This is a genomic window from Alcanivorax sp., assembly GCF_017794965.1.
GTDB lineage: Bacteria > Pseudomonadota > Gammaproteobacteria > Pseudomonadales > Alcanivoracaceae > Alcanivorax.
The window spans coordinates 2,638,964-2,650,868 of record NZ_CP051240.1; the positions used below are offsets into that span (position 1 = coordinate 2,638,964).

11 protein-coding genes are annotated in these 11,905 nt (G+C 61.1%); 1 reads left to right on the forward strand and 10 read right to left on the reverse strand.

Annotated features, from left to right (window positions below):
- Positions 1-33: 33 nt before the first annotated feature.
- The gene (locus tag HF945_RS11525; RefSeq protein ID WP_290522749.1) at positions 34-966 is read right to left on the reverse strand and encodes a M23 family metallopeptidase; all 933 of its coding nucleotides are present in this window, start codon (positions 964-966) and stop codon (positions 34-36) included.
- 111 nt (positions 967-1,077) lie between these two features.
- On the opposite strand from HF945_RS11525, the gene HF945_RS11530 reads away from it, so the two are divergent.
- Complete coding sequence (locus HF945_RS11530) at positions 1,078-1,551, forward strand: hypothetical protein (protein ID WP_290522750.1); 474 nt, start codon at positions 1,078-1,080, stop codon at positions 1,549-1,551.
- Positions 1,552-1,627: 76 nt separating this feature from the next.
- Here HF945_RS11530 and lpxC read toward each other — a convergent pair whose 3' ends face one another.
- From lpxC to murD, 9 genes are all read right to left on the reverse strand, one after another.
- Positions 1,628-2,545 (reverse strand): UDP-3-O-acyl-N-acetylglucosamine deacetylase, encoded by a 918-nt coding sequence (lpxC, locus tag HF945_RS11535; RefSeq protein ID WP_290522751.1) that lies wholly within the window; start codon positions 2,543-2,545, stop codon positions 1,628-1,630.
- A gap of 110 nt (positions 2,546-2,655) precedes the next feature.
- Positions 2,656-3,822, reverse strand: coding sequence for a cell division protein FtsZ (gene ftsZ, locus HF945_RS11540; protein ID WP_246973899.1), 1,167 nt, complete (start codon positions 3,820-3,822; stop codon positions 2,656-2,658).
- A gap of 191 nt (positions 3,823-4,013) precedes the next feature.
- Positions 4,014-5,249, reverse strand: coding sequence for a cell division protein FtsA (ftsA, locus tag HF945_RS11545; protein ID WP_290522752.1), 1,236 nt, complete (start codon positions 5,247-5,249; stop codon positions 4,014-4,016).
- A gap of 1 nt (position 5,250) precedes the next feature.
- The gene (locus HF945_RS11550) at positions 5,251-6,033 is read right to left on the reverse strand and encodes a cell division protein FtsQ/DivIB (RefSeq protein ID WP_290522753.1); all 783 of its coding nucleotides are present in this window, start codon (positions 6,031-6,033) and stop codon (positions 5,251-5,253) included.
- Positions 6,026-6,949: a D-alanine--D-alanine ligase gene (locus HF945_RS11555; RefSeq protein WP_290522754.1), complete on the reverse strand. Its 924-nt coding sequence runs from the start codon at positions 6,947-6,949 to the stop codon at positions 6,026-6,028. The genes HF945_RS11550 and HF945_RS11555 overlap by 8 nt, the downstream gene beginning before the upstream one ends.
- The gene (gene murC, locus HF945_RS11560; RefSeq protein ID WP_290522755.1) at positions 6,942-8,372 is read right to left on the reverse strand and encodes a UDP-N-acetylmuramate--L-alanine ligase; all 1,431 of its coding nucleotides are present in this window, start codon (positions 8,370-8,372) and stop codon (positions 6,942-6,944) included. Before murC ends, HF945_RS11555 begins: the two co-directional genes overlap by 8 nt.
- Positions 8,362-9,432, reverse strand: coding sequence for an undecaprenyldiphospho-muramoylpentapeptide beta-N-acetylglucosaminyltransferase (gene murG, locus HF945_RS11565; RefSeq protein ID WP_290522756.1), 1,071 nt, complete (start codon positions 9,430-9,432; stop codon positions 8,362-8,364). The genes murC and murG overlap by 11 nt, the downstream gene beginning before the upstream one ends.
- Positions 9,429-10,586, reverse strand: coding sequence for a putative lipid II flippase FtsW (gene ftsW, locus HF945_RS11570; protein WP_290522757.1), 1,158 nt, complete (start codon positions 10,584-10,586; stop codon positions 9,429-9,431). Before ftsW ends, murG begins: the two co-directional genes overlap by 4 nt.
- On the reverse strand, positions 10,579-11,904 hold the full coding sequence (gene murD / locus HF945_RS11575) for a UDP-N-acetylmuramoyl-L-alanine--D-glutamate ligase (protein WP_290522758.1): 1,326 nt from the start codon (positions 11,902-11,904) through the stop codon (positions 10,579-10,581). The genes ftsW and murD overlap by 8 nt, the downstream gene beginning before the upstream one ends.
- Position 11,905: the final 1 nt, after the last annotated feature.

Below are 11,905 nucleotides of genomic sequence, written 5' to 3' on the forward strand. Positions count from 1 at the left end.
AACGGCCCCGATGGGGCCGTTTTCGCAGTCATTTCAGCGTCTTGCACGGTAAATGTAGGGCTGCGGATTCACCTGGGCGCCATTTTTCAGCACTTCGTAGTGCACGTGAGGGCCCGTGGAACGGCCAGAGTTGCCCACCTTGGCGATGATATCGCCGGTGCGAACAATCTCGCCCGCCTCTACCAGCAGCTGCTTGGCGTGCCCGTAGCGGGTGGTGATACCGTTACCGTGGTTGATTTCCACCAGATTGCCGTAGCCGGATCTCACCCCGGAGAAGGTCACGACACCGGAACCGGTAGCCACGATGGGGGTACCTTCCTTGCCGGCAAAATCCACCCCTTTATGCCAGGCAACACGACCGGTAAAGGGATCAGAACGGCGGCCAAAACGGCTGGACATCCAGCCCTTGGACAATGGACGACCTGACAGCCAGGTCTGGTCTTCGATCTGCTTGTCCGCCAGCAGGTCTTCAAGAATATCCAGCTGACGCTCACGGCGTTCAAGGGTTGCCGCCATCTGATCGACGGCCTCCATAAAGGAAGGCAATTCGTAGCTGGCACCCTCATCCGCAGACTCCGGGCCACCCAGCCCAGGCACGGTGCTGAAATCAAACTCATCGCTGCCCACATCGGCCACTTCCACCAGACGCTCGCCCAGCGCATCCAGTCGTACCAGACGGGCCTGGGCCTGGGCCAGTTTCAGGGTCAGGGCACGGAACTGTTCCTGGCTCAACTGATCCAGGTCTGACAGGGCCTTTTCCTGCTCATTGAGCTGATCAGCAAAACGCGCCGTCATTAAAGGTGTATATTCGGGGCGGTCATCAACGTGATAGATCAGTTGGTAAGCACCCACTCCAATCAGGGCCGGCAACAGCACCAATACCGCTGCCAGCAACCAGGGCCAGTGCCTTGGGACCGGAAGAGTGCGCGAATGGCCGCGCCGGCTGTTAATGACTATGATGTTCATATCGTTGAGTAACGCACGTGTTAGTTAAGGCTAACGCCAAATTTTTCAGCAACTTACGCCAGCTTTTTAAAATAGTTTTACATAGCTGGCAGGCTAGTCTATGTAAAACCCATGAGCAAGACAACTTCGCCCAAAGCCTTCAAGACCCTGCTGAGCGGTAATCGCATCCTGGCCGAACTGGCCCGGCAGGCCCGTAAATCGCCCTCTGCGGAGGAACAGGATCCCCGTGATTGCCTGCCCCCGGCCCTGCGCGAGCGGGTGACCCTGATTCGCGATCAGCACCGCTGGCTGGCACTGGTGGAAACCAGCGCCACCGCCCAGCTGCTGCGCTTTCACTTGCCCCGCCTTCAGCAGGCCCTGCCCGGTGAGCAAGTGAAGATTGTGGTGGGCGGCAAGCGCCAACCCCGCTCTGCCGGTCACTCAGGCCAACAGGACGCTGCCAGCAAACAAAGCAATTACCGGGCCAATGGCCCCACACTGAGCAAGGAAAGTGCCGGCTATATCAAGGCACTGGCAGACGATATGGATGACGATGCGCTCAAGGCATCACTGCTGCGGCTGGCCAGCCGGGGTGAACAGGAGTAGGAAAAGCAGGCCCGAAGGGTACCAGCCAGCGGCGGGAGAACCGCCAGCTGGTAACAGGGCTTCGACGTGGCTGGCCTTATTCCGCGGCAGCCAGCACCGGGCGCATATAGGACACCGGCGCGTCAGTGGCATCCTCAAAGGTCACCACTTCATAGGAATCCTCCTGACGAAGAATTTCCCGCAACAACGCGTTATTCAGGGCATGGCCGGATTTGTGGCCAATGAACTCGCCGATCAGGCTGTGCCCGAGCAGATACAGGTCGCCAATGGCGTCCAGCATCTTGTGCTTGACGAACTCATCCTCATAACGCAAGCCGTCTTCATTGAGGATACGGTACTCATCCACCACGATGGCGTTATCTACGCTGCCGCCCAGCGCCAGGTTCTGGCTGCGCAGAAACTCGATGTCGCGCATGAAGCCGAACGTCCGCGCCCGCGCCACTTCCTTCACGAATGAGGTCGTGGAGAAGTCGATGCTGGACACCTGGTTACGGTCTTCAAACACCGGGTGATCGAACTCGATGGAGAACGTCACCTTGAAGCCATCAAAAGGAACAAAGGTCGCCGTTTTGTCGCCCTCTCGCACCGTGACTTCCTTCTTGATGCGAATGAACTTCTTGGCTGCTTCCTGCTCCTTGATACCGGCAGATTGCAACAGGAAGACGAACGGACCGGCACTGCCGTCCATGATCGGCATTTCCGGCGCAGACAGTTCCACAAAGGCATTATCAATGCCCAGGCCCGCCATGGCGGACAGGAAATGCTCCACGGTACCGACTTTGACACCATCCTGAACCAGCGTTGACGACAGCGTGGTTTCACCCACGGCATCTGCCGCCGCCTTGATCTCGACGACCGGGTCCAGGTCCACACGCCGGAATACGATACCGGTATTCACCGGTGCCGGGCGAACGGTCATGTAGACCTTTTCGCCGGTGTGCAGGCCCACGCCGGTGGCGCGGATCACGTTTTTCAGTGTTCGTTGTCTGATCATCAGTCTGTCACACAGCTGCGGGTATCCTGAAGGATACCGCTTTCCTCAACACAAAATTAGGGGCGGATTATACTCCAACGCCCTGATTTTGCACCAATGCGGAGCCACCGTTAGTCGGCCTGGCGACGCAGGAAGGTCGGAATATCAATGAAATCCAGATCTTCCGCGGTGTTTACCGCCTGCTGGCCACGTCCGCTGGCCGCCTGCTGGGCCGCGCGCTTGCGCTCTACCGCCGGGCGATCCAGGTCGCTGTAGTCCACCCGACCGTCTGCCGCGACAGGGGTCTGACGCCCACGAACCACTTTTAGTTCCTGAGCAGCCGCACCCAGGCCGGTAGCCACCACGGTTACACTGATATTGTCGCCCATATCCGGGTCGATGGCGGTGCCAATGATCACATTCGCGTCTTCGCCGGCCAGTTCGCTGACAATTTCGCCCACTTCAGAGAACTCGTCCAGGGCGATGGATTCGTTGGCGGTGATGTTCACCAGGATGCCGCGGGCACCTCGCAGGTCCACATCTTCCAGCAACGGGCTGGAGATGGCAGCACGGGCCGCTTCGGCAGCACGCTCTTCGCCGCTGGCGGTGCCAGACCCCATCATGGCGGTACCCAGCTCGCTCATCACGGTACGCACGTCAGCGAAATCCACGTTGATCATGCCGGGACGAACAATCAGGTCAGCAATGCCCTTAACAGCCCCCTGCAGTACGTCGTTGGCGGCTTTGAAGGCATCCAGCAGGCTGGTGGAACCACCCAGTACGGACTGCAGCTTCTCGTTGGGAATGGTGATCAGGGAGTGAACGTGTTCTTTCAGCTCCTCGATGCCTTCCTGGGCAGAGCGCATACGCTTCTTGCCTTCGAACGGGAACGGCTTGGTGACCACCGCCACGGTCAGGATACCCAGCTCCTTGGCGATTTCAGCCACCACCGGGGCCGCACCGGTTCCGGTACCACCACCCATGCCGGCGGTGACGAATACCATGTCGGCACCGTCCAGCAGCTCGGCGATGCGATCGCGGTCTTCCAGCGCAGACTGGCGACCAATTTCCGGGTTGGCACCGGCACCCAACCCCTTGGTGACCTGGCTACCCAGCTGGATAACGGTCTTGGCCTGGGCATTACGCAGTGCCTGGGCATCGGTGTTGGCGCAGATGAAATCCACCCCTTCCACACCGGAACGCACCATGTGATCCACGGCGTTACCACCGCCGCCACCGACACCTACTACCTTGATTACTGCGCCATGAGGGACGCTGTCTTCCAATTTGAATTGCATGGTTAATCTCCCGTTTTCATCCCTGTTTACTACTTGTTTCACGTCGAAGTGTCCCGGTGGTGTTACCGCGGCCCGGAACCGCCGCTTGCGCTCAATAGACGCTGGATGCCTGATACTCGACGCCTGACGCTTTGGCGGCTTTGCCGCCGGTTTTTAGCGTCCAGCTTCGGGCGTCCGGCATCCGGCGCCCCTTAAAAATTGCCCTTGAACCAGCTCTTGAAGCGCTCCAGCCAGTCCACCTGGCCGCCTCCGGCTTGTGCGCGGGGGCTGCCTCCTTCCTTTTCCATCCGCTGGCCGTACAGCAGCAGGCCCACCGCGGTGGAATAGATCGGGTTCTTCACCACGTCGGTAAGGCCGGAAATGCCCTGCGGGCTGCCCAGCCGAACCGGCATGTGGAAAATTTCTTCGGCCAGATCCACCGCCCCTTCGATCTTGGAGGAGCCCCCGGTGAGCACGATGCCCCCGGGAATCAGGTCCTCGTAACCGGAACGGCGGATCTCCGCCTGCACCAGGGTGAACAGCTCGTCGTAACGGGGCTCCACCACTTCCGCCAGATTCTGGCGACTGAGAGTGCGCGGCGGACGATCACCCACGCTGGGTACCTTGATGGTTTCATCCGCCCCGGCCAGCTGGGTCAGGGCGCAGGCGTACTTGATCTTGATCTCGTCGGCATGCTGCTTGGGGGTGCGCAGGGCCATGGCGATGTCGTTGGTCACTTGGTCACCGGCAATCGGAATATTGGCGGTATGACGAATCGCCCCTTCGGTGAAGATGGCGATATCCGTGGTGCCGCCACCGATATCCACAATGCACACGCCCAGCTCTCGTTCATCCTCGGTGAGCACGGAATGCGCACTGGCCAGCTGTTCAAGGATGATGTCATCCACTTCCAGATTGCAGCGCCGCACACATTTCTCGATGTTCTGGGCGGCATTCACCGCACAGGTCACCAGGTGCACCTTGGCTTCCAGACGCACACCGCTCATGCCGATGGGCTCGCGCACCCCTTCCTGGTTGTCCACCACGTATTCCTGGGGCAACACATGCAGGGTCTTCTGATCCGCAGGAATGGCCACCGCCTGGGCTGCGTCGATCACCCGGTCGATATCCGCCTGGGCCACTTCGCGATCGCGGATGGCCACAATGCCGTGGGAATTCAGGCTGCGCACATGAGAACCGGCAATACCGGCGTAGACGGTATGAATGTGACAGCCCGCCATCAGCTCGGCTTCTTCCACGGCACGCTGAATGGAGCGCACAGTGGCTTCGATATCCACGACCACACCCTTTTTCATGCCCCGTGAGGGCTGAGAACCGATCCCCACAATCTCCATGGTGCCATCGGCAGATGTCTGACCGACGATGGCCACCACCTTGGAGGTGCCAATGTCGAGTCCGACAATCATGTTTTCAGTTGCAGTTGCCATGTCACCCTTTCTCCTGTTGCTCGCCCCAGGTCACCGCCATGCCATCTGCATACCGCAGATCCACGCGGGTCACCTGGCGACTGTCCGTGCTCAGCACACCCCGATAAAGCCGCACAAAGCGGCGAAGTTTGGTGGTGTAGTGCTCACGGTCGACCACCAGTTGCATGTCGTTATCCAGCGTCAGCCGCGCGGTCAGCCGTGCGTTGACGTCCATGCTGCGAATGCCCAGATCCACACCCGCCAGCATCTTGCCCATGCTGTGATAGAAGCCCATGACTTCCTCCAGCCGTTGCTGCGGGCCATTCAGATGCGGCAGGCCCGTCAGATCGTATTGCTTCAGTGCCTTGAACGGTTCGCCACTGTCTGAAATCAGCACCGTCTCGTTCCATACGGCCACCGGACGACGCTCACTGACCGTGAGCACCACGGTGTCGGGCCACTGGCGGCGTACGGAAACACCTTCTACCCAGCTCAGCCCCTGCGCCTGCTGGTAGATGTCTTCCAGCGGCACGGAAAAATAATTTTCATCCCGCACCAGTGCAGCCAGTGCGGTCTGAATTTGCTGTTGGCGACGCACGTCGGTCACACCATCCACCCCCACCTTGCGGATGGGGTAACCATCCAGGAGGGCGGGCAGGTAGATCACTGCGACCAGCAACACCATCGCCACAGTGCCCACCAGCATCCATGGCACAGCGGCAGCCAGCCTGTCACGCAGCGGCACAGCAGCGGGCTTCGCCGGCTTGCGCCGGGCGCCGCGCGGCGTGACGGCTGCTTTAGCCACGGTGACTCTCCAATGCCAGCAACAGGATTTCGCCCACCAATGCCTCGAAGTCCCGGCCCGTGGCCTTGGCAGCCATGGGAACCAGCGAATGGTCGGTCATCCCCGGTACCGTATTGATTTCCAGCAGCTGCCAGCTGCCCTGCTCATCGCGCATTACATCCACCCGACCCCAGCCGCGGCAGCCCGCTACCCGGAAAGCGGTGAGCGCCAGCTCGCGAATCGCGGCTTCATCCGCATCATCCAGACCGGCCGGACAGAGGTATTCGGTGCTGTCTGACTGATACTTGGCCTCAAAGTCATAAAAGGCATGGGGCGTTTTCAGGCGAATGGCTGGCAGCGCTTCATCACCCAAAACCGCCACGGTGTATTCCGGACCGTTGACCCAGGCTTCCACCAGCACGTCAGAATCAAACTTGCCCGCCTCGGCCAGCGCTGCCGCCAATTGTTCGGCGTTATCCGCCTTGGCCATGCCAATGGAGGAGCCTTCATGTGCCGGCTTGATCATCAGCGGAAAACCCAGCTCCGCATCATCGCGGCCGGCAACGTAAAACGCTGGCGTGGGCAGCCCCGCGCCTTTCCACAACTGCTTGGTACGAACCTTGTCCATGCCAATGCCGGACGCCATCACCGCTGAACCGGTATAGGGGATGCCGAGATGCTCGAGAACGCCCTGAATGACCCCGTCCTCACCGCCGCGGCCATGCAGGGCGATAAAGGCGGCATCAAACCCCTTGAGCGCGTCGACGCTGGATTCAGAAGGGTCCACCAGTTCGGCGATGACACCCAGATTACGCAGCGCCTGATGCACCGCTGCCCCACTCTTCAGGGACACCGGACGTTCGGCAGACTTGCCACCGGCCAGTACCGCTACCCGGCCCACATTGGCCAGTTTCTGTTTCAGCAGCACCTTATCCACGCTTGGCGCCTCCTTTTTCAGCCAGGTCTTTGGCAATGGCCCCCACATTCCCGGCGCCCTGAGTTACCAACAGGTCACCGTCCTGCAACTGGGTAGCGAGAATGTCGGCCAGCTTGGCCGGATCATCCACAAACACCGGCTCTACTCGACCCCGCTTGCGAATACTGCGACACAAGGCCCGGGCATCCGCTCCGGGGATCGGGTCTTCGCCGGCACCGTACACTTCCAGCATCAGCAACACATCTACCCCGGAGAGCACTTCCACGAAGTCTTCGTACAGATCCTGGGTACGGGTATAACGATGAGGCTGAAACAGCATGGCCAGACGACGGCCCGGCCAGCCGGCACGAATCGCATCAATGGTCACCGCCACCTCGCTGGGGTGATGACCGTAATCATCCACCAGGGTCGCGCTGCCGCCCTCAAAGTGATATTCGCCCTGCACATCAAAACGACGCCCCACGCCGGTGAAGTTATTCAGGCCACGGATGATGGCGTCATCGTCGGCTCCTTCATCCGCTGCCACGGCAATGGAGGCCAGGGCATTCAGCACATTGTGTCTGCCCGGCATGTTGAGGCTGATATCCAGCGGCTTCCCTTCCTTGCGAACCACCCGGAACGTGGTAGTCATTCCCTGCTGCTGCACGTTCTCGGCACGCAAATCCGCATCTTCACTGAAACCGTATCGGATCACCTGCCGATTGACCCGCGGCAGAAGCTTGCGCACCACCGGGTCGTCCACACACATTACGGCCACGCCATAGAAGGGAAGATTATGGAGAAACTCGATAAAGGTGTTTTCCAGCTGGGCAAAGTCACCACCGTAGGTGTGCATGTGATCCGCTTCGATATTGGTCACAATGGCACTCATGGGTTGCAGATGCAGGAAGCTGGCATCGGACTCGTCCGCTTCCGCCACCAGATAACGGCTCTGTCCCAGACGCGCATTGGTGCCGGCACTGTTGAGTCGGCCTCCAATCACAAAGGTGGGATCCAGGCCGGCCTCGGCCATAATGGCCGCCGTCATGGACGTGGTGGTGGTCTTGCCGTGGGTCCCTGCCACCGCAATGCCGTGGCGGAAACGCATCAGCTCCGCCAGCATCTGGGCACGGGGAACGACGGGGATACGACGCGCATGCGCCTCGGCCACTTCCACGTTCTCGGTGTTAACGGCAGTAGAGGTGACCACCACATCCGCGCCATCAATGTTGCCGGCACGGTGACCGATCTCCACCCGCACACCCAGGCCGCGAAGACGCGCCACCACGGCGGATTCCTTGATGTCGCTGCCGCTGATGGCATAGCCCTGATTGGCCAGCACCTCAGCAATCCCGCACATGCCCACACCGCCAATACCCACAAAATGGATACCACGGATGCGGCGCATCTCCGGCACGATATGAATGTTGTCGTTATCGGCCATTGGCCACCTCCTGACACAGGGTGGCCGCCCGCTCTGCGCTGTCGGCCACGGCCTGCTCACGGGCCCGTTGCGCCATCTGCGCCAACGCACCCCGTTCTGCAACCGGTTTCAGGGTCGCAGCCAGACTGGCTGCGCTCAGTTCCCGCTGGGGCAGCAACAGGGCCGCACCCTTGTCGGACAGCCAGCGGGCATTCAATGTCTGGTGATCATCCACCGCGGTGGGCAGCGGAATGAACAGGGCCGCCACACCGGCCGCCGCCACTTCTGCCACCGTCAGCGCCCCTGCCCGACAGATCACCAGATCCGCCCAGCTGTAGGCTTCCGCCATGTCATCAATAAATTCACTCACCTGGGCATCTACGCCCAGGGCCTGGTAGACCGGTGCCGCTTCACCGGTCCGGCCTGCGCCGCACTGATGACGTACCTGAATCTCCTTGCCCAGTACCGCCAGCATCAATTCAGGCAGGTCCTGATTCAGTACCAACGCCCCCTGGCTTCCACCGATGACCAGCACACGCAGGCCTCCCTGATGGCGGGCGTAGCGGCCCGCAGGCTCGGCAATGGCAGCAATCTCGGCACGCACCGGGTTGCCCACCCAGCAGGCATCACGCTGACCAAAGGCACCATCGAACCCTTCCAGGGTCACCGTGGCCATTTTCGACAGCAGACGATTGGTGAGACCGGGCACCGCATTCTGTTCATGGACCACCACCGGCACGCCACACAGGCGGGCGGCCAGTCCGCCAGGGCCACTGGCAAAGCCGCCAAAGCCCACCGCCAGCACGGGCTTGTGCTGACGGATCAGCTGGCGGGCCTGCAGCACCGCACGCAGCAGATTGAAGGGGGCAGCGACCTTGCGCTTCAGGCCGCCACCACGCAGCCGTGAAACCGCCAGTTCAGCAATTTCATAGCCGTGACGACGCACCAGCTTGCCTTCCATGCCGTGCTCGGCACCCAGCCAGAGAATGTCGAACCCTCGCTCGCGCAGCTGGTCTGCCACCGCCAGCGCCGGAAAAACGTGCCCGCCGGTACCCCCGGCCATGATCAGGACAGTACTCATCGTGCTGCCCTCCCTCTGGCCTTGAGCTGTTCCGCTTCTGCACCTGCGCGCAGGATCATGCCGACCATGGCGGCGGAGATCAGCAACGAAGAGCCGCCGTAACTGATAAACGGCAGGGTCAGCCCCTTGGTGGGCAGCATGCCCATGTTTACGCCCAGATTGATAAAGGCCTGGGAACAGAACACAAACGCGCAGCCGTACACCAAATAGGCGTGGTAGAGGAAACCGCGCTCTTCCAGGGAGTGCCCCAGGCGGAAGACACGCCAGCCCAGCAGAATAAAACCGCTAATCAGGGCAATGTTGCCCAGCAGCCCCAACTCTTCCGCCATCACCGCATAGACAAAGTCGGTGTGTGCTTCCGGCAGGTAGAACAGTTTCTGCACGCTGTTACCCAGCCCCACGCCGGTCAGGTGACCGCGGCCAAAAGCGATCAGACTCTGGGTAAGCTGGTAGCCGGCACCGTACTGGTCAGCCCAGGGGTCGGTAAAGGTCATCAGACGTGCCACCCGGTAAGGCTCTGCCACCGCCACCAGCGCACCCAGTGCCACAGCCGCAAGGCCGATCAGCAGAAAGCGCAGGGTAGGCACACCAGACAGGAACAGCATGCCCATGGCGGTAATCCCGAGCACCACGACCGCACCAAAATCCGGCTCCAGCAACAACAGGACCATCAGCACCCCGAGCAGCCCCAGCGGCAGCAGAAAGGCCTTCCACTGGGTTTCCAGAGCCGCCTTGCGCTCAGCCACATAACCGGCCAGGTAAAGAACAAAACAGAGTTTGACGATTTCCGAGGCCTGGATGGTCAGGCCCGGCAGGGCAATCCAGCGCGTGGAGCCATTCACCGTGCGTCCCAGCCCGGGAACGAACACCAGCACCAACACCACCAGCGCGATGGGCAACATCGCGAAACGCAGACGCTCCAGCAGGGCCAGCGGCACCGCATAATAAACAAAAGCGCCCACCCCAAGCCCCAGAGCCAGATAGATCCCATGGCGCAGCGCATAGTAGAACGGGTCACCCAGGCGGGTTTCCGCAATCTGCAGACTGGCAGAAGACACCATCACCAGCCCCGCCAGCGCCAGACCGATGGCCGTCCACAGCAACGGCTTGTCCACCCCACGGCTATCCAGCTTCAGGATCATGCGCTCAGTCATGGCACACCTCCTGGACCCGGGCAGTAAAATCATCGCCGCGATGGGTAAAGCCCTTGTACATATCAAAGGAAGCACAGGCCGGCGACAACAGCACCGCATCGCCGGGTTGGGCCAGCGCGAAGGCACGCTCCACTGCTGCCTGCATGTCGGCCACCAGCTCACAGGGCGCCGCGGACATACCCTGGGCCAGCTGGGTACGATCTTCACCCAACAGCAGGCCGGCACGCAGGTACTGCCGGGCCGGTTCCGCCAGCGGGGAGAAGTCCTGGCCCTTGCCCTGCCCGCCAGCAATCAGGATCACCTTGCCTTCAATGCTTTCACCGATGCCGGTGAGCGCTGCCAGGGTGGCCCCCACGTTGGTCGCCTTGGAATCATTGAACCAGCGCACGCCGCCATGATCGGCAACCAGCTGGCAACGATGGGCCAGACCGGTAAAGGCCTTGACGGTGGCCAGCGCCTTGTCGCGATTGAGAGACAGGGCGTCGCTGATGGCCAGCACCGCGAGAATATTCAGAGCGTTGTGGTGCCCGGTCAGCGCCAGTTCATCCAGTGCCAGCAGACGCTGGCCGCGGCACAGCAGCACGCCGTTGTCGCTATCCAGACGATAATCCGCTTCAGGGTGCGCGCCGAAAGTCACCTGGCGCGGCACCGATTCGGGCGGACGGGTTGCCAGATCATCCCGGTTCCACACTGCGACCTGACAGCCGTCATAGATGCGCTGCTTGGCCGCCAGATAATCGGCAAAGCTGGCATAGCGGTCCAGATGATCCTGGGACACATTGAGAATAGTGGCCACGTCGGCACTGAGACTGTAGGTGGTTTCCAGCTGGAAGCTGGACAGCTCCAGGGCGTACAGACGGGCATCATCATTGAGCAAATCCAGTGCCGGTACGCCCAGGTTGCCGCCAATGCCCGGATTCATGCCACAGGCCTCGGCCACCTGGCCCAGCAGGGTGGTCACCGTGCTCTTGGCGTTGGAACCGGTAATGGCAACCAGCGGTTCGCTGGCCGCGCGGGCAAACAGCTCCACATCGCCGATGACTTCCTTGCCAGCCACAATCTGTTCCGCAATGGCCGGCGTGGCAACGGCCACGCCCGGGCTGACAATCAGGCGAGACGCTTTCTTCATCCAGCCGGATTTGAAACCGCCGGTATGAATCTTCACACCCGGAAAATCAGACCGCAGGGCCTCAAGACCGGCAGGCTCGGCACGGGTATCCAGCGCACGCACAGGCATCCCCTGATCCGTCAGGTAACGGATCACGGAACGCCCGGTAACACCCAGGCCAATAACCAGATCAAAGCCGTCTTTCGCCATG